Annotated in this window: 21 protein-coding genes and 1 pseudogene; 8 read left to right on the top strand and 14 right to left on the bottom strand. The window is 30.2% G+C overall.

Annotated elements, in window-relative coordinates; translation table 11 throughout:
• The first annotated feature begins 30 nt into the window (after window positions 1–30).
• The 6 genes from KFW21_05475 (at window position 31) to KFW21_05450 (ending at window position 5,116) form a co-directional block, all read left to right on the top strand.
• Window positions 31–741, top strand: a complete 711-nt coding sequence (locus tag KFW21_05475; GenBank protein MDK2818880.1) for a zinc metallopeptidase — start codon at window positions 31–33, stop codon at window positions 739–741.
• 44 nt (window positions 742–785) lie between these two features.
• Window positions 786–1,790 carry a phosphate acetyltransferase gene (pta, locus tag KFW21_05470; protein ID MDK2818879.1) on the top strand — a complete coding sequence of 335 codons (1,005 nt, stop codon included), beginning with the start codon at window positions 786–788 and terminating at the stop codon, window positions 1,788–1,790.
• Window positions 1,791–1,881: 91 nt separating this feature from the next.
• On the top strand, window positions 1,882–3,441 hold the full coding sequence (locus tag KFW21_05465; protein MDK2818878.1) for an oligosaccharide flippase family protein: 1,560 nt from the start codon (window positions 1,882–1,884) through the stop codon (window positions 3,439–3,441).
• A gap of 13 nt (window positions 3,442–3,454) precedes the next feature.
• Window positions 3,455–4,384: a hypothetical protein gene (locus KFW21_05460; GenBank protein ID MDK2818877.1), complete on the top strand. Its 930-nt coding sequence runs from the start codon at window positions 3,455–3,457 to the stop codon at window positions 4,382–4,384.
• A gap of 30 nt (window positions 4,385–4,414) precedes the next feature.
• Window positions 4,415–4,687 carry a 30S ribosomal protein S15 gene (gene rpsO / locus KFW21_05455; GenBank protein MDK2818876.1) on the top strand — a complete coding sequence of 91 codons (273 nt, stop codon included), beginning with the start codon at window positions 4,415–4,417 and terminating at the stop codon, window positions 4,685–4,687.
• A gap of 72 nt (window positions 4,688–4,759) precedes the next feature.
• Complete coding sequence (locus tag KFW21_05450; protein MDK2818875.1) at window positions 4,760–5,116, top strand: hypothetical protein; 357 nt, start codon at window positions 4,760–4,762, stop codon at window positions 5,114–5,116.
• Window positions 5,117–5,198: 82 nt separating this feature from the next.
• Here the strand turns inward: KFW21_05450 and KFW21_05445 are convergent, their stop codons facing one another.
• The 4 genes from KFW21_05445 to KFW21_05430 form a co-directional block, all read right to left on the bottom strand.
• Window positions 5,199–6,356: a DUF4917 family protein gene (locus KFW21_05445; GenBank protein MDK2818874.1), complete on the bottom strand. Its 1,158-nt coding sequence runs from the start codon at window positions 6,354–6,356 to the stop codon at window positions 5,199–5,201.
• Window positions 6,357–6,455: 99 nt separating this feature from the next.
• Window positions 6,456–7,097, bottom strand: a complete 642-nt coding sequence (gene pcp, locus KFW21_05440; protein MDK2818873.1) for a pyroglutamyl-peptidase I — start codon at window positions 7,095–7,097, stop codon at window positions 6,456–6,458.
• A gap of 10 nt (window positions 7,098–7,107) precedes the next feature.
• Window positions 7,108–8,025 (bottom strand): DUF979 domain-containing protein, encoded by a 918-nt coding sequence (locus KFW21_05435; GenBank protein ID MDK2818872.1) that lies wholly within the window; start codon window positions 8,023–8,025, stop codon window positions 7,108–7,110.
• Window positions 8,025–8,681 carry a DUF969 domain-containing protein gene (locus tag KFW21_05430; GenBank protein ID MDK2818871.1) on the bottom strand — a complete coding sequence of 219 codons (657 nt, stop codon included), beginning with the start codon at window positions 8,679–8,681 and terminating at the stop codon, window positions 8,025–8,027. The genes KFW21_05435 and KFW21_05430 overlap by 1 nt, the downstream gene beginning before the upstream one ends.
• Before the next feature lie 293 nt (window positions 8,682–8,974).
• Between KFW21_05430 and KFW21_05425 the strand changes: the two genes are divergently transcribed.
• Window positions 8,975–11,218, top strand: coding sequence for a polyribonucleotide nucleotidyltransferase (locus tag KFW21_05425; protein ID MDK2818870.1), 2,244 nt, complete (start codon window positions 8,975–8,977; stop codon window positions 11,216–11,218).
• A 127-nt stretch (window positions 11,219–11,345) separates the two neighbouring features.
• Entirely contained in the window at window positions 11,346–11,999 is a 654-nt protein-coding gene (locus KFW21_05420) for a hypothetical protein (GenBank protein ID MDK2818869.1), read from the top strand.
• Between the two features lie 54 nt (window positions 12,000–12,053).
• On the opposite strand, the gene tpiA is transcribed toward KFW21_05420, so the two are convergent.
• The 10 genes and pseudogenes from tpiA to KFW21_05370 form a co-directional block, all read right to left on the bottom strand.
• Window positions 12,054–12,833, bottom strand: a complete 780-nt coding sequence (gene tpiA, locus KFW21_05415; GenBank protein MDK2818868.1) for a triose-phosphate isomerase — start codon at window positions 12,831–12,833, stop codon at window positions 12,054–12,056.
• A gap of 48 nt (window positions 12,834–12,881) precedes the next feature.
• The gene (locus KFW21_05410; protein ID MDK2818867.1) at window positions 12,882–13,796 is read right to left on the bottom strand and encodes an HrgA protein; all 915 of its coding nucleotides are present in this window, start codon (window positions 13,794–13,796) and stop codon (window positions 12,882–12,884) included.
• 71 nt (window positions 13,797–13,867) lie between these two features.
• A complete protein-coding gene (locus KFW21_05405; GenBank protein MDK2818866.1) occupies window positions 13,868–14,413 on the bottom strand; it encodes a GNAT family N-acetyltransferase in 546 nt (181 codons plus the stop codon).
• Between the two features lie 15 nt (window positions 14,414–14,428).
• Window positions 14,429–14,962 carry a GNAT family N-acetyltransferase gene (locus KFW21_05400; GenBank protein MDK2818865.1) on the bottom strand — a complete coding sequence of 178 codons (534 nt, stop codon included), beginning with the start codon at window positions 14,960–14,962 and terminating at the stop codon, window positions 14,429–14,431.
• A 37-nt stretch (window positions 14,963–14,999) separates the two neighbouring features.
• Window positions 15,000–15,527 (bottom strand): GNAT family N-acetyltransferase, encoded by a 528-nt coding sequence (locus tag KFW21_05395; GenBank protein MDK2818864.1) that lies wholly within the window; start codon window positions 15,525–15,527, stop codon window positions 15,000–15,002.
• A gap of 57 nt (window positions 15,528–15,584) precedes the next feature.
• Complete coding sequence (locus KFW21_05390) at window positions 15,585–16,067, bottom strand: ankyrin repeat domain-containing protein (protein ID MDK2818863.1); 483 nt, start codon at window positions 16,065–16,067, stop codon at window positions 15,585–15,587.
• Between the two features lie 223 nt (window positions 16,068–16,290).
• Window positions 16,291–16,545 (bottom strand): annotated as a pseudogene (locus tag KFW21_05385) (GIY-YIG nuclease family protein).
• Between the two features lie 12 nt (window positions 16,546–16,557).
• Entirely contained in the window at window positions 16,558–16,707 is a 150-nt protein-coding gene (locus KFW21_05380; protein MDK2818862.1) for a GIY-YIG nuclease family protein, read from the bottom strand.
• A gap of 133 nt (window positions 16,708–16,840) precedes the next feature.
• Window positions 16,841–18,130 (bottom strand): phosphoglycerate kinase, encoded by a 1,290-nt coding sequence (locus KFW21_05375; protein ID MDK2818861.1) that lies wholly within the window; start codon window positions 18,128–18,130, stop codon window positions 16,841–16,843.
• A 47-nt stretch (window positions 18,131–18,177) separates the two neighbouring features.
• Window positions 18,178–19,230, bottom strand: a complete 1,053-nt coding sequence (locus KFW21_05370) for a type I restriction enzyme HsdR N-terminal domain-containing protein (GenBank protein MDK2818860.1) — start codon at window positions 19,228–19,230, stop codon at window positions 18,178–18,180.
• Window positions 19,231–19,300: the final 70 nt, after the last annotated feature.

The raw sequence follows: 19,300 nt of genomic DNA, 5'->3' as shown, positions 1-19,300 counted from the left end.
AGGAGTCTGTTTATGTTTATGTTTCTTATGATGCTAAACTTAGTTTTTTTAGCTGTAGGTATCTTTGTTTTCAAAGATTATACCCTATATTTTATCATCCCTGGATTTATCATGGTTCTATGGGCTCAGTTAAATATTCAATGGACATTCAATCATTGGAAAAAGGTCTCAACCTCTCTTACTGGTGTAGCAATGGCTAAACTTATTTTAGATGAAAATGGTATTGATGATGTCTCTATAGAGCATGTTGCAGGAGATCTTACTGACCACTACGATCCTAGATCCAAAATTTTGCGTTTGTCAGATGCCACTTATAATAGTAATTCCGTAGCCGCTGTTGCTGTTGCTGCTCATGAAGTTGGACATGCTATTCAACATCACAAACTTTATACACCGCTTATAGCTAGAAATAATTTTGCACCTGTTGCTCAATTTGCATCTACTATTTGGAGTGTATTAATTTTTGCAGGTTTCTTCCTTAGATTACCTTATCTGTTAGAAATTGGTGTTATTTGTTATGGTGTATTCTTTGTCTTCGCCGTTGTTACTCTTCCTGTTGAGTTTGATGCAAGTAGTAGAGCATTAAAAGCATTAGAGTATGATGGTTCTTTAGATTCTCAAGAATTAATGGGAGCACGTAAAGTGCTCAATGCAGCTGCAATGACTTATGTCGCTGGTGCTGTCATGACACTATTACAATTAGTAAGATTATTATATATTCTCAATGGAAGAGATGAATAATATCACAAATTAATAAAACAATCATTTAAGTAGGTATATTTATTATGGAAACATTCGCTCAAAGAGTTATTAATAGTGCTCAGCAAACTCCTTTACGCCTTCTTCTTCCAGAAGGTAATGATCCTCGTGTACTCATTGCTGCACAAGAAATTATGCATCTAAAAATCGCTTCAGAAGTTAGTGTATTGGGAAATCCAGATCAACTACAAAAAATCGCTAAAGCTAATAATATAGATTTAAAAAATATCAATATCATTGATTTCCAATCAGATCCTAAATTAGAAGAATTCGCTCATGAGTATTATGAGCAACGAAAACACAAAGGAATGACAGAAGAACAAGCCCTAAAAGAAATGACGGATGATGTTTTCTTCGGGGCTAAAATGCTTTCCAAAAATTTCAGTGATGCTATGGTATCGGGGAGTTTCTCACCAACATCAAAAACATTAAGAGCTGCTATTTTCTTTGCAAAACCAATATCAAAAACAATATCTGGAACTATGGTAATGGAAGTTTCTAACAAATCTTTAGGTACTAATGGTTGTCTTGTTTTTGGAGATTGTGCTGTTGTACCAAAACCAACTGCAGAACAATTAGCTGATATTGCTATAGGTTCTGCTCAATGTGCTAGAGAATTATTAAAAATAGAGCCAAAAGTAGCAATGTTAAGTTTCTCTACTTTAGGTTCTGCAAAAAGCTCTGAGACAGAAATTGTTGTCGAAGCGTGTGATATTCTTCATAGTAGAGGTGTCGATTTTGACTTTGAAGGAGAAATACAGTTAGATGCTGCTATTGATCCAGAAACAGCTTCTTTAAAAGCTCCTAACAGTCTTGTTGCTGGTAAAGCTAATGTCTTGATATTTCCGAATCTTGGAGCTGCTAATATTGGCTACAAACTAGTTCAGCGTTTCTCTGATAAAGCTCAAGCTTTCGGACCTTTATTACAAGGGTTGACTCTTCCTATTAATGATCTGTCTCGTGGTTGTTTTGCTGAAGATATTGTTATTACCTCAGCTATCACTTTAAATCAAGCAATAGCAAAAAAATAACAAATTGATTACAAATACAAAATAGATCTACAATTATTCCATGCATTTTCTGTATGGAATAATTTTTATATTTACAAGGTTAGAAATTTTTATGAAAAAATCTTACATTCCTCTGAAGAATACCTTAATTAATGCTTTTGGAACTTTTTTATCTCGGATTACAGGAATCATCAAATTTAATATTGTAAATTATCTTTTTGGTGCTGGTGCTGATACTTTTTATAGTGCAAATGCTAATATTTTATCATTAAGAAAAGTTCTAGGAGAAGGACCGCTAATTAATTCTTTTTTACCAATCTTTAGTAAAGAAAAAAATAAAAATAGTATAGAAGCTGATCGATTTGCTTCTAATGTAATAAATCAATTATTTATTATTTCTATTATAGTTATTATTATAGGTATTGCAGTCACTCCTTGGTGGACAAAAACTTTTTTACCTGGATTTAATAATGATGCTCAAGCATTCAATGAAATAGTAAAACTTACCTCTATTATGTTATTTTCTACTATTTTTTTCTCACTATTTTCTATCATTATGGGACTTCTTAATGCACACGAGAAATTTATTTCATCTTCAAGCGCTCCTATCTTATCAAATATTGTTTTTATTGTTTTTCCTATCCTTACTTACAAGCAGCTAGGAGTTATGTCTTTAGCTTGGGCGATTGTAATTGGTTCATTTGTTCAGTGTATTGCTGAAGGTATCGAATTATACATAATAGGTTTTCGTTATCAGTTTTATTTGAATTTTAAATCTGATAACATTAAAGCATTTTGGAAGTTGTTTTTTCCAACTGCGTTGAATTATCTTGCTCAATCTGGTATTTCTATAGGCTTAGGATATTTTGCTTCCTACTTACCGAGAGGCTCTATGACTTATCTTAGAAATGCAAATACTATCATGATTGCTCCTGTGGGGTTTATTGGAGTTGCTATTTCAGGGGCTATATTCCCCGTGTTTGCTAAAGTAAAAGATAACAAAGAAGAGCTTGCTGAAGCATGGACTCAAGGATTGATTTTTTTTATGTTTGCTTCTATTCCTATAGCGATCTTCTTTCTTATTTATCCTGATATTATTGTAAATATTATTTTTAGAGATATTTCTCGATTTTTCTCTGGTTCTACAGGGTTATTTACTGTAGAATTACTTGATGCTACTATTACTGCTGTAAAAATATTAAGCACTATCCTTATCCCTTGGTCTCTTAATATAATGATAGGCAAGTTATTTTACTCTCTAGAAAAGCCAATGTTTCCTCTTTTTTTAATTGTAGTAAATTTTATTCTTAATATATTAGGTTATCATTTTTCTCGCGTTTTTGGTTGGGGTGGAATTGGACTAGTATACGCTGATCTCATTGCAGGTTGGTTGACTCTTATCACCAGTTTTATTATTATTAGCTTTTACTTACCTCAAACAAAAAAATACAATTTTGTATTTTTGAAAAACACTATTATTTTCAGTGTCTTATCTACTACATTGTGGATTTTATGTAACCCATTATATAATTGGTATCTGACAATTGAATCACCGCTATTTGCTTTATTGCTAGGGGGATTTATTTTTACTCTAGGAATTATTTTATTTGGGATATCAACACATTTATTAAAAATAAATCCTATGACTCATAGAAAAAATATTACTTTATAAAATTGGAGAAGTTATGATTCATAAACATCTTGATGAATTTCAATATTCACCAAAGTTGCATATAATTATAGGATCTTTTGATGGTATACATTTTGCACATCAGCAACTAATAACTAAAGCTATTAATATAGCAAAAAAAAATAATGAAAAATCTCTGATTTTTAGTTTTGATCCTATACCTAAAGAATTTTTTCTTAAAAACGAATTCAAGGGAACTTTGTTACCTATAGAACAAAAAAAGAAAATATTAGAACAGCTCAATGCTGATCATACTATTATTGTTGATTTTGAATCTATAAAAAATTATACAGAAAAACAATTTATTGATATTTTGTTAAGCAAATCAGATCAATTAATTATTTATTCAGGCAAAGATTTTCGTATTGGATCTAAAAATCAAGAGCTATATTCAGGATCTCAGGTCGAATATGTTATTTTGGATGACATATTCATTAATCAACAAGTATGTCGCTCTTCTACAATTAGAGAATTAATTTTAGAGGGAGATATGACGCTTGCTAACACAATGTTGAATAAAGAATATTCAATCTATTCTCACACTATATCAGGCAATAAAATTGGTCGGTCTATTAATTTTCCAACTATAAATATTTTGCCTACGAAACAAATTATCCCAAAATCAGGAGTGTATTTTGGAGAAATAAAAATATATAAGCATACACACCCTGTTATTATCTATGTAGGTAACAGACCTACAGTAGATGGAACAGAGCTTCGTATAGAAAGTCATGTTATTGAAGACTTTCCTCACGGAGATATTCCACCTAATACACCAGCAGAAGTTATTTTTATTCAACGAATTTTTGATGAAAAAACTTTCAAATCACTTGAAGAATTAAAAGAAATGTTGTATACTTATAAGGAAATATCCTTGGGTCTCGCGACTGAGAGATATAAAAATAAATTGAATCGGCTTTCTTAGTCACTGACCGATTGTCCGCGGAGGAACATCATGATTACAGCTGAAGATAAAAAGGCTATTATCGAAAAATATCGAATGCACCCAACAGATACAGCTTCAACAGAAGTTCAAATTGCTCTTACAACTTTGTATATTACTAACTTGTCTAAACATTTACAGCAATTTAAAAAAGATCACAAAACCAAGCGTCGTCTTTTAAAATTGGTAGGACAACGTAAAAGTTTATTGCGTTACTTACATAGATGTGATTTGACTCGTTTTCACAATATTGTAGCAAGTCTCAAAATTCGTGCTTCTTTCTAATCAAAAATAAATATGAGTCAATATAATATGTTGGCTCATATTCTTTTATAAATAAATTTTTAGGAAAAATATATGAGAAAAAATATAATTATATTATTATTATTATTTATGGTATCATGTTCTTCAATTCTAGCAGATTCTGAAAAAATAACAACATTACCAAATGGTACTTACCAAAGTCCTTTAAAGGAAACAATTATTGTTACTGGAGATAAATTTACCATTACAGAAGGATCTGGTATTGACTATACAATCAAAAATTTTGCTTTTGTATCATTCAACAAATATGAACAAACATACTCTTTTACTATAATAAATCCTACAGATAAACAAGAAAAGCATGGAATATTAACACTTTATTCCAGAGAGAATAAAAAAATAACAACTTCAACTATTACTTATAATAGTAAATCTTATTCTTTAGAATAAATATAAAAAAAACAAGTCAGTATAATTGGCTTGTTTTTTTTGATTATCCACCAAACACTGATTGTTTAGCTATTTCTATCTATTAAGATATAGGAATATTTATTTCTTGTTGAGTGATTTTTTTACCCCAAATATCCATTATTGAGCTATCAAAAAAAAATAATGTTCTATGGTATTGAGGATCTTTTGAAAGAGAGTTTTGAATTAATAATTGATAAATTCTATTCTTTTCTGCTTCTAATTGTTCTGGTGATTCAAATGATGATACATGTATTCCATAAAAAATATATTTAATATTTCCAGATACTTGTATTTCATGAGAAATATGAGTATCCAATTGATCAGCTAATGAATGCCCAAAGATGAATAAACTTCTTTTTCGACCTGTATTTGTCTTTTGAAATGATGCAAAAGCTGTAGATAAATATGAATTTGAACGTATTTCTAATGATTTTTTAGTATGATTTTCTGCCATTACTATTATTGGCAATCGATTCTCAAATATTTCTAATAATTGTTCTTTAATATTACCTTTAATATCTCCAGATCTATGTCTAAAAACAGTAGTAGGATCTTCTATTTTCATGGTTTTTTGATCACTATCAGCATGATTAATAAACAGAGATTCTTTGTATTTCAAATCTATCATATCAGAAAATATGTGTAACGCACCATGTAAATAAAGAACAGAGGCTTTCTTACTATTTTTACGACTATCACGAAAAATATATTTTGGAGCATTACCATCTCTTTTCTTATAAAATCCATCAATGAAATTATTTTTTTTATGGGCACAATAAGTTCTATGAAGTATAGTATTGTACAACAATAAATCAAAATTAGTAGTAAATATTTTATCAAAATTCTTTAAAAATTTCTCATAACAATGATTAGTATATCTAGGATCTATATCAAAAACAGATCTAGGATGACATTCTAAAATTTTCTCTACAATAGATTTCTTAATATCGTCTTGTGTTATTTTGATTTTTTCTTTATTCTCATAAGTATGACAATGACTCATTGCTATCTCAGGATTATTATATTTAGATATTAAATCTCTTAATGGGTTTTCTGTAGAATTATTCAAAGCCAAATAACTAAAGTTGGGATCAAAACTAATACTAAAACCATTTCCTAATAATAGATGTTGTTCCAATTTTTCTTCTTCGTTCATTTCTAAACATTCTGTAAATGTTTTAATATCTAAATCATTATTCATGTTAATTCCTTTTATCATTAATCACACCATACTAATGGCATAGTTATAAATCTATAAAAACACCCCCGCTCTTTAATTCAAGAGCGAGGGTTATTTTTGTTGTATATAGTATATTATTTAATGCTCTGTACCAGCATTGATGGCACTATCTTTTTCTGTTAAATCAATAGCACTAATCATTGCTATCAAACCATTGATAATAGTCTCTGTACTCATTGATGCTTGTCCTGGTTTGAGAATAACTTGAGATGGAAAATAAGGAACATGTACAAATCCACCAGCTTTAGCAATATTTGATTTTTCAATATGATATAATAAAGCATATAAAATATGATTACAAACAAAAGTACCTGCAGTATTAGAAATAGAACAAGGAATTTCAGCATCTCTTGTTTTTTGCATCATACTTTTAATAGGTAATTTTACAAAATAAGCATTTGATCCATCTTTATAAATAGGCATATCAATGGGTTGATTGTTTTTATTATCAGGAATACGAGCATCATCAATATTAATCCCTATTCTTTCTATAGTTAGATCAGAACGACCACCAGCTTGCCCTACACAAAGAATTACATCTGGTTTTTCATTTTTTGCCAACTCTAATAAACAATCAATAGACTCTTTAAAAATTGTTGGTATTTGAGCTGTAACTATATCAATTATACCAATTTTTTTAGGAAGTACTTTTACAGCTTCCCAAGCTGGATTAATAATATCTTTTCCAAAAGGGTCAAAACCCGTAACTAAAACTTTCATTAAATACCTCTTAAAATGCTAAAAAATACATCAATACAATATGCAAACATAGTAATATTAATGCGAATGGAAATTGAATTTTAATAATTTTATATTTATCTTTTATTTCCAGAATAGAAATTGGAACCACATTAAAATTAGCTGCCATAGGTGTCATCAAAGTACCACAATAACCTGCAGTCAATCCTAAAGCCCCTACAACTGCTGGGTCACCACCTTGATTGATTACAAATGGTATTCCTATACCTGCAGTAATCACTGCAAAGGCTGCAAATCCATTACCCATAATTATAGTAAACAGTACCATAGAAACACAATACAAAACAACTCCAAGTAAGTGATTACCAATAGGAACAAGACCAGACATAAGATTTGCTACTACATCACCAACACCTACCTTTGAAAAAATAGCACCCAAAGATCCTAATAATTGTGGTAAAATAACAGCTGCTCCCATTCCATGAAGGAGTCTTGGAGCATCATGAAAATAACCTGTTTTTATAGAATCTTTAGTAAGATATATAGCTATTAAAAATGCTACAAGAGAGCTTATCCCTAAACCAGCTAAACCACCTATATTTTCGAACGAAGCTAGTATTATAGCTCCCACACCTATACATAAAGTAGGAATCCAAATATTATTACCTACTTCTAAGCTTTTTAATTGTTTATATTCTGCTGAAGAATCTGACATTACAGACATTTTAACTTGTTTTGTAGCTGTTAGAAATCCCATAATTAACACAAAAATACCAATAACTAAAGAGGGGATATATTTACCTACTACAAATATAGTACCAAATAATAACCAAAAGATTGTTGTTCCAACACGAGCTGTATTATCTTTGTCTTTCAAGGCATAAAATCCAGTACTAAGAGCTACACCACCACCAAAAATATACATTATTTCTAAAATTATTGATTGCATTAGTCTTTCCTTTGTAAATATTTTTTGACCATCATCGTTTGAAGAGGAGTTAACAAAATAACTGAAAACGCTATATAAAATGATACTTTAGCTACATCGACATTAAGAACAGGTATACCCATTTCTTGTAAAGTACCAACAATTAACAACACCCCAGCATTAGCAATAAAAACATTTTGACCAAAAAAATTAGCATAGTTATCAACAGCACAAGCCATTGCTTTTAGTGTATCTTCTTTATCTTGTGATAAATCATGCTGTTTATTAGCAACACTTTCTAACATAGGGTACAAAATAGGTCTAACAAATTGAATATGCCCTCCCAATCGAATACCAAACATAGTCATTGTAATACGAGCAAAAGTATAAAAATTAAGGATATTATCTGTTGTTGCCGTTTTAATCTTTGTAATTAATCGAGTAGCTGTATTTTTTAATCCATTTTTTTCTAAAACTCCTAAAACAGGAAGCGTGAAAAGAAAAATAGACATATATCTTGTATTAAAAAATGATTCTCCCAAAATCGTAAGTAATTCTGTAATATTTAATCCTGAGACTAAACCTGTAATAACACCAGCTAAAATAACAACAGCTATTATATCTAATTTAAGAATAGATCCGATTAAGATTATTAATACACCAATAAGTTTTATCATGAAATTAACTCCTTTTGTATAATTATCAGTATAACAGATGCGTAAATTTATGTCAATTATGGCAAATAATAGGCAGTAATAATATCAGTTATTAATATTACGATTAATAACTTGTAAATATATTGCAAAAATATTAAAAATATATTAAAATAATAAATCATTTTAATATATTAATATATATTACGAATATTACAAAAAAATCTAATTTAATAAATCTTTTATAAAACAGTTATTTAAATCAGATATTATTTGTTATTTCAAATAACAATAAAACTATTTACAGGAGTATTTGATTGTTTAATATCAAAACTATTTCCCGTAAAATCGGAGAACATGAAATCTCTCTCGAAACAGGAAAAATTGCTCGTCAAGCTGGTGGTGGAGTAATTGTAAGATATGCAGGTAATGCTATGTTAGTTACCGTATGCTCTTCTTCAGATCCAACAGATGGTGATTTCTTTCCATTAACTGTACATTTTCAAGAGAAATTTTACTCTGTAGGGCGTATTCCTGGTGGATTCTTCCGTCGTGAAGCAAAACCTTCTGATAATTCTACTCTAATGGCTAGACAAATAGACAGGCCTATCCGACCTTTATTCCCTGCAGGTTTTAGAAATGAAGTTCAAATAATTGTAACACTTATTGATTCTGATCTTACTTATACTACAGAGGGAATGGGTATTTTAGGAGCAGCAGCAGCTCTTGCGATCTCACCAATACCTTTACAAGAACTAACTAGTGGTGTAAAAATTGCTTGGCATCCAGATTGGGGATTCAAAATCAATCCTAGTTTAGAAAATATTAAAGCTTCCAAACTAGATATGCTTGTTGGTGGAACTAGAGCTGGTGTTTGTATGGTTGAGGGTGGCGGTGATGAAGTTTCAGAAGAAATTATTCTTGAAGCATTAAACATCGCTCAAAAATCAATCCTTGAACAAATTATTATGATAGAAGAATTTGCAAAACTAGTAAATCCTACCAAATTAGAAGTAATAGTTCCAGAATCTAAATTCACAGAAGAGCAGAAAAAAGCATTTAAAGAATTTGCTTATAATAAAATTAAAGAAATCTCTAATGAAAATGACAAACATCGTCGATCTTCTAATCTTAAGAATGTATTTACAAATACTTTTGCTCATTTTCAAATTGACAAAGACCATGAAGCTCATAGAGAATTAAAACATATGCTTGAAAATTGGGAAGTCGAAATTATTCGGCATCAAATTCTTATTGAAAAAGTTCGTACTGATGGTCGTAAGCTTACAGAAATTCGTCCTATTAACATAGAGTTGGATCTTTTCAAAGGACTCCACGGCTCTGCATTATTTACGCGTGGTCAAACACAAAGTTTAGGTGTGGTTACTCTCGGTATGCCAAAAGATGAATTGCTTATTGATTCTGTAGAAAACAAAGCAGTATATTCCAAGCGTTTTTTCCTTCATTATAACTTTCCACCATATTCTGTAGGTGAAGTGAAGCGTCTTGGTGGATTATCACGCCGTGAGATCGGACATGGATATCTTGCAGAAAGAGCTCTTGTAGCTGTTCTTCCAGACTCTAATGTGTTTCCTTACACTATTCGTTTTGTATCAGAAATTACAGAATCTAATGGATCATCATCTATGGCATCTGTCTGTTCAGGATCTTTGTCTATGATGGCTGCTGGCGTTCCTCTAAAAGCTCCTGTAGCTGGTATCGCTATGGGTCTCGTATGGGATAAAAGCACTAATGATTACACTGTTCTTTCTGATATTCAAGGGTTAGAAGACCATCATGGAGATATGGATTTCAAAGTAGCTGGTTCTGTACACGGAATTACAGCAATTCAAATGGATCTTAAAACAGCTGGAATACCAGAAGAAATTATGAAAAAAGCTCTTTCTCAAGCCAAAGAAGGAAGAATGCATATATTAAAAATTATGGAAAAAACAATTATAGAAGGAAGGTCAACTGTGTCTAATTCAGCACCTAAAGTACAAAAAATGTCTATTGAGACAGATCAAATCGGAAATGTTATCGGTTCTGGTGGTCGTGTAATCAAAAAAATGATGGTAGAGTTTGATACAGAAATCAATATCGATGATAATGGTACTGTTACAATTTCTGGAAACGATCTAGATCAAATTGAAGCTAATATGAAAGTTATTGAACGCTTAACAAAAGGTTTTAATCCAGACGAAGCTATCACAGGTCCTATTACTCGTAAAGAAGCATTTGGTGTATTTTTAGAAATATTACCAGGAACTCAAGCTCTTCTTCATATATCAAAAATGGAAGCAGATCTTCATTCTTTAGAAATTGGAGATAATATTACTGTATTCTTCAAAAATGTAGATGAGAAAAAACGTATTAATGTTTATCAAATAAACAAAGATGTTGAAGAACCTCGTCGTGAGCGTCGTAATTTTGGAGACCGTGGTGGAGATCGTGGTGGATACAATGGCGGTGGAGATCGTGGTGGATACAAAGGAGATCGTAGCTACAAAAACGATCGTGATGATTCTTCAAAAGGTCATACTCCAGATTCTGGATTTTAATTATAAATTTAATAGAAAAAACACCCTGTTCGTATTGTATAGGGTGTTTTTTTAGTGAAAAATAAATCTATGGTATTGAATTAACAACAATTATACATTATAATAAATAAAAAAGTGAGGATAAGATATGAGAAATATATTAATATTTATATTGTTTACAAGTGCTTGTAGTATGTCATCTTCAAATTCCAAAGATCCAAGTACTTCACCCCAAGATCCAAGTACTTCACAAAAAAATTCAGTTACAAAGCACTTTAACAAAAATCATGTAGGCTTGCCTGTTCTCAAATCTGCTACAAAAAATTTATCTGAAAAATTAAATAAAACTGTTTGGAAAACACTAAATGGTAAGAATTACTCTTTTAGTGTTTTTCTTCTAGATAAAGATAATAGATTTCTTCAAAATACTAGATATGATCAATCTTATGAATTTATACCATCAGGTACTTTATACTATTATAAAATAATCAAAGATACTCCTACAGAATTACAAATACAAGATGATAATTTTTTTATTATATATGGATTAGTCGCTAATAACAAAATTTACTATAACTTAGTTGCTGCAAAACATCATAGCTCTGCTACCGCATATAATACTAAAATTAAAACTGTACAAGATGAGATGACAGTATTATTGGCAACTACTGAAGATACTTCTGGTAGTAGTGGTTTTGATAAAACTAAATGGATTCATCAAAATATTATAGATAAAGAACAGTATACTGTATCTTATAATTTTCCAAGAAATTTAAAAAATTATTTGTATAAATATAAATAAATAAAAGACCCTAGCTTATTATAAAACTAGGGTCTTTTTTTATTATATAATGTATTATTTATTAGCGCAAGAACAATTACCACCACAAGTAAAATTAGCAATACGAGCAAAACTTTCTACTTCGAGAGAAGCACCACCAACTAATGCACCATTAATATTTTCCATAGCCATTAATTCATCAACATTATCAGCTTTTACAGATCCACCATAAAGAATAGCCATATTGTCAGCAAGATCACTTCCATAAATACTAGAAACAATCATGCGAGCCATTCCATGAGCATCATCAGCATCTTGAGGCGATGCTGTTTTACCAGTTCCTATAGCCCACACAGGTTCATAAGCAATAACGATTTTACTTGCATCGGCAGCAGAAATACCTTCAAAAGCCCCTTTAATTTGTGTAGATAGTACAAGTTCTAATTTTCCAGCTTCACGCTCTTCCAAACTTTCACCAACACATAATACAGGTAAAATACCATGAGCTAGTGCAGCTTTGATTTTTTTGTTTACTACAAGATCTGTTTCTCCAAAAATAACGCGTCTTTCAGAATGACCTACTAATGTTACTGTTGCTCCAGCATCTTTTACCATTAAAGGTGAAATTTCACCAGTAAAAGCACCTTTGTCTTCAAAATACATATCTTCAGATCCTACCATGATAGCAGATCCTTTAGCTGCTTCTGCAACAGCATGCAACATTGTAGCTGGCACACATATAAGTACCCCACGCTCAGGTCTGTCCTGCAGTTGTTTTTTTAATTCATTGACAAATGCTACCCCTTCAGCGATAGTTTTATGCATTTTCCAATTTCCAGCCATTAATGATTTCATATTTTCTCCTTTGTGCTATTGACACATTTTATATAATATTAATAATTTTTATTCTTTTGTACTAAAAGTATCTAATTGTTTTAATATAATCAACTCTTCTAATCGTTTTTCTTTATCATCGGCAGTAATAACACTACTTATATTCTGTAAAAAACTATCAAAATCCTTATTATTTATTAATTTATTCATTGTATTCAGATCTAAAGAGTTTCTTTTTTTCGCAGGATAAAGAACTTTAGAACTATCTGGATTATTAAGATCTAATTTCAATATTCCAACACCAAAAGATTGATTTAATCTTTCTAATTCAGCAGAAATATCTTCTTGAATATCTAAAGCTACTAACCAAGCTTCATTTGCCCATGATGAATTTGACACTGCTTGAAAAAAGTACTCTGTTAAATTAGAAGAATTTAATTTTACTTTTAATTCATAAGCAAAAAATTCTATCGTATTGATATTTAATTGTGTACATATTTTCTTGAGTATTGGAAGAAATTCTGAAAATATCACTCCAACCATATCAGGAGTACCCCATTTCATTTCTCCTAATTTGGAAGAGCTAGTACTAGCATTGATTGTTTTGGTATAGATTGATTGATTATAAAGATATTGAGTAAGAATAACATGAAGATCTTTTTCTTTTATTTTTTCAATACCTATAGATTTTTCATAATCATGTTCACTCTTTTTTTCTAATTGCTCTAAGTCTTTATCAGGTGTTATTTTAGATTTGAGCCAAAAAAAACCTTTATCTGTTTTTATAAAAATAGAATCTTGTTTTTTTCTATCAACAGATAAGCGTGCTCCTATAGTATCCCATGGTGTTAGACGGCTTCCCTGATTCGGAATGGGTAATTGTTTATCATAGCCTTTATCAACCGCATTAGTCCAAATCTGTTTATAATGTAATGGTATATCACTTTCTTGTAATACGCGTTCAATTAATTCTAAAAAAGTCATCTATACTCCTTATTATTAAATATATAAATCATTCCTTCCATAAAAAATATCTCTTATTTTTAATAATTCTATTATAAATATTTCTCATATAATATATGTACCGACAAAGGGTGATCTTTGTCTAATTTAGGGTGATTAAATTCACTTACATAAGACATTTTTAATTTTTTCATTACTGCTTGAGACGAAATATTATTTTTTGCAGTAAAAGATACTATCTTGTTCGTAATATTTTTTTCTTGGGCATATTTTAATACACGAGTAGCTGCTTCTATAGCAATTCCTTGCTTCCAATATTTTGTGGCTATTCGCCATCCTATCTCCATCGCTGGTGTAAAAAAAGCTTCAAAAGGAACTTTTTGTATTCCTATAGTACCTATCAATGTTTTTGTCAATTTTTCTTCTACAGCCCAAAAACCAAAACCATTATCTCTTAGCTGATCATCTAAATAAAACATTTCCCCTACAGCGTCTTGATCAGATAATACTTTAGGAAAAAATTTCATCACATCACTATTTTGACACAAAGAAATATAAAACGAACTATCTTCTATTTCCCAATATCGAAATCCCAATCGCTCTGTCTCAAAAAGATAAACTTGGTGGTTTTCTAACATAAGATAAGCCTTTATTTATTTTTTATTTAACAGTTTATGAAAAGCTACATATTTAACTGTTTCATCACCGTACTTCGGTACAAATTCTTCTAGAAATTCCATGTGTATCTTTTGCATTACATTAATTGAGGGTTGATTTTGTTTGATAGTATACGCATATATTTCAGAAAGATCACTATGCTTCTCAATATACTCTAAGGCAGCTTTTGCCCCTTCTGTAGCCAGACCTTGTCCCCAATATTCTTTTTTTAAACACCAGCCGATTTGGACACAAGGAGTAAAAAAAGCTTCAATACTAGGGTGATTAAATCCTATCGTTCCAATAAATTCACCATTTTCTTTGTAATCTACTGCCCAAAAACCATAACCATGATCTTCTAAAAAAACAATATATTCACACATTTTAGCATAAGATTCTGCAGGCGTATAAAGACGAGAGAAAAAAATCATTCCAGCTACATCCTGTCCCAAATTAATAAAAGGAGTTGTGTCTTTTTTTTGCCACAAACGAAAACCAAGTCTTTCTGTTTCAAAAATATATAGAGACATAATATTATCCTCAAACTTATACCAACACAGTATTTTATTATTTTTCTTCTATAGATCTTGTTAATTTGCAACTCATTGTTAACAATTCTTTTGTTAATCCTGCAGTTTCATATAAAGATATAGCTGATTTGTTATTATGAAGAACTGATAATTCTATTTGAGTATAACCTCTATTGATAGCCCATTTTTTGAGATTTGTAAAACACATTTGTCCCAACCCTTGACCTCTATAAAGAGAATCCACGATAAAACAAGCTACAAAAAGATAATGTGATCCTAAAAAAGCAATATCAGTAACTCGTATTTTATCTTGAACATAAGCACAGGCTATTACTATATTATCTTTTTCAAATAATAAAAAAAAATCTAATTCTTTAGCTAATCTTATCTTATCTTCTTGATCATCAAACTCTTCTATAAGAGTGATAAATTCTTCATAACTTTTAACATTTCGAAATAACTTGGGAAGAGCCTGTGTATGTTGTTTTTGAAGATCATAGAGTAATGGCATAATATATTGAAAATCATTTTGTATATCTGCGACACGGATTGTTACAGCTGACATAATTCCCTCTTTTTCTTGTCACTTTCATAGCTTAGTAATTCGTTTATGAGTAATAATCTATGCTCCCTGCTCTACTAAATATCTTGTGACTTCTACATGTCTATTTTTTCTAGCTATTTTTACTGCTGTTTCACCATCTTCATTTTCAATATGAATATCAGCACCATTTGCTATCAAATATTTAATAACTTCCATATGTCCATTATAAGAAGCAAACATCAATGCTGTGCTTTTGAAAAAATCATCCTGAGTATTAAAATCAACTCCATCTTTTGTAAGAAATTCTACGACATCTATTTGCCCATATCTGGATGCTGTCATCCAAGCTGTTCTACCATCTTTATCCAAAGTATTAATCTCAGCACCTTTTTCAATTAAATATTGTACTACTTCCAAATGTCCATTTCTTGCAGCTTTCATCAAAGGGGTGAAACCTTTATCATCTTTTGTATTAACATCAATGCCCTTTTCAATATATTCTTGCACACTTTCCAAGTTACCCTTAGATGAACTCTCAAATATATTCGATTTATTTCTCATGATAAATTCCTATTTCTATTTATTTTACTATTTAATCTATAATTATTGAAAATTAATAAAAATTCTACAATATTATTATTTTACTAATCTTTCTCTCTTCTTTCTGATAATAATTTCTCTTTATAAAACTAAAATTTTAATACTTGAATACCACTACTATTTGATTTTTTTGTAAAACAGCTATCAAACCTGTCAAAGAATATATATCCTCTTTATATATTATTCAATTGTCCTCTATTACTTTAGCTTTTGTCCCGTCCTCGAATGTTAATTCTTCTCCTACGGTGATATCTAATTCTGTAAAAGTAAAATTAGAACGACGCCCTCTTTCTACAACAATTAAACCATCATATTTATTTAAGGCATCATAAGCTTCTTGAGGTTCTATATTAAAAAATTCTCGTTTTGGATTGACACGATATTTGATAAATTTATTATAAAGATTTTTTTCAACATTTTTATAATTTTCAACTTTTTTAGTAAAATATACTTAAAAAGGTTGAGATACTCTAGTAGAATTTAATTTTTTGATACAATCTTCTATAGAACGCTTTGTCATTCCTATTTTAACACGATTTTTAAAATCTTTGTTAGTAAGAATATAAATAGCACTCTTAAATACATACAAATAGTCCTGCATATAATACATTATAATATATTTTCATTTAAAATCAATATATATAAATCTTTAATCAACCTTGTGTTTGTCTAAACTTATTCCAAAAAAAATACCCATTCACTAAGATAGTAAATGGGATATTATTATCAATTACTTAATGTTTGTTACAAGAGCAAGATAGATCATTAAGAGCTGCAACACCAGGCATTTCCTTACCTTCAATAAGCTCCATAGAAGCCCCACCACCAGTAGAAATATGTGACATTTTGTCGGCTAAACCAGCTTTATTAACAGCTGCGACAGAATCTCCACCACCAATAATAGTTAATGCATTTGGTAATTCAGCAAGAGTTTTTGAAACGGCATCGGTACCATTAGCAAATTTATCAAATTCAAAAACACCCAAAGGTCCATTCCAAAAAATAGTTTTTGCAGTTTTAAGAACAGCAATAACTTCTTCAATAGATTTAGGACCCGCATCTAATCCCATCCAGCCTTCAGGGATTGCATCAGCGTTGACAATTTGTGAGGCTGCATCAGGTGCAAATTTGTCCGCTACTACTACATCTGTAGGTAATAAAAATTTAACATTTTTTGCTTTTGCAGCAGCCATAATTTTTTTTGCTGTATCGATTTGATCATCTTCTACTAAAGAAGTACCTACACTATACCCCATTGCCTTGAAGAATGTATAAGCCATCCCACCACCAATAATAATAGCATCAGTTTTGTCAAGCAAATTTTCAATAACACCGATTTTTGAAGAAACTTTTGCGCCTCCAACAATAGCAACAAAGGGATGTTCAGGATTTTTAAGGACTTTATCTTCTAAGAAATTTAATTCTTTTTCCATTAATAATCCAGCAGCCGCAGGTAAGAATTTGGCAATAGCCTCTGTAGAAGCATGAGCTCTGTGAGCTGTACCAAAAGCATCGTTGATAAAAACATCCATTCCTTTAGCCAAAGATTCACCCATTTTAGCTCTTTCAGTAGCATCTTTGGAAGTTTCTTCTTTGTTAAAACGAGTGTTTTCAAGCATAAGAATTTCACCATCTTTTAATTCAGCAATCATTTTTTCAACATCAGCACCAAAAGTAGCTGGTGCCATTTTTACAGTTTTACCAAGTAATGTTGATAAGTGTTCAGCAACAGGTTTTAGAGATAATTTTTTAGCTATTTCTGTAGCAAATGTTGATGCATTAAAGCCTTCTTTTTCAGATGCTTTTTTTTCTTCTTTTTTTGGATCTCCGAGATGACTCATCAATACTAATTTTTTAGCTCCATTTTCAAGCGCATATTTGATTGTTGGTAAAGCACCTTTAACACGAGTATCGTCAGTGATAGTTCTAGACTGCGCGTCTCCAGTCATAGGGACATTAAAATCTACACGCATAATTACAGATTTACCTTTTAAATCCATATCTTTGATGGTTTTTTTTGTAATAGCCATGAAAATACTCCTCTGTATCTTTGATACTTATTTTATTATAATTATGATTGTAAAGATTCTAGTTTTGTAAATAATTGATCTTTTAAAGTATATAAATCATCTAAGCTTGTAATGGATATAGGCTTATTCTCTATAATTTCAATTTCTTTTTTTCTATCATTTAGATATAATTTGCAAATATGTTTTGTTTTTTTACCATCATAATAAACACTAAAAAAACCTTGATAATCTTGATAGTTAATTTTACTTGATACAACTTTTTCTGTACAAATACTTTTTATAATATAGTAAGCTTCCATTTCTTCTTCCGTTGTAACAATATTAGATTCTTGAATTATATTTTCTTTAGATTCTTCTTCAATTTGTTTTTTGGCCATCTCGTTAATACGATCTCTTACTATTTCATCAAGCCATTGTTTAATATATTTACTAGCTAATACAGAAAATTTATTTCTTGATTCACCTCTTTTATGTTTAAAAGGAGTCTCTTTAATTATTAAATTTGTAAATTCATCATCTGAAGTCAAAGAGTTTTCTAAAAGACTATTCATGAATTTTTTTATAGCTGTTTCTGTTGCTAATAAATCAATAGTATTATTAAGTTTGTCTGGATCAAATTGTGTACTATTAAAAGTAAATAAGGTTTGCAATTGAGAAGTAGAAAGAGACTTAGTAATATCAATTACTAAAAATGGGTTTAACTCCATAATATTTGTTTTCTCTTTAGACGCCTTATAAAAACGATACTCAGATCCATTTGTTAAAATAGCATAATTCAATTCTGGAACAGCTACAAAATAAGAGTTCAACTGCCCAACATGATTGTTTAGGGATTCTCCTAATTTTTTACATTCAATAAAAATAATAGGTTTACCATCTTTCAAAATAGCAATATCAACCTTTTCACCTTTTTTCATACGAGCATCAGCATCGTACTCTCTATGAATTTGACGAGGGTCTGTTGTATCATAATCTAATGCTTTAATCAAAGGATCTATCAATGCAGATATAGTAACAGCCTCAGAAGTAATATACTGTTTTTTCGCTTCCAAATCTCGTGCTATTGTTTTTAAAGATAATTCTAATTCTTTCATTTTAAACTCCTAATTATTAGTTAATTTTTTGTAAATATACTGATAATATTATAACTCGATTTTAAATTCT

This window comes from Spirochaetota bacterium (assembly GCA_030154445.1).
Classification (GTDB): domain Bacteria; phylum Spirochaetota; class Brevinematia; order Brevinematales; family Brevinemataceae; genus Brevinema_A.
This window is presented reverse-complemented; position numbering and strand designations above follow the sequence as displayed.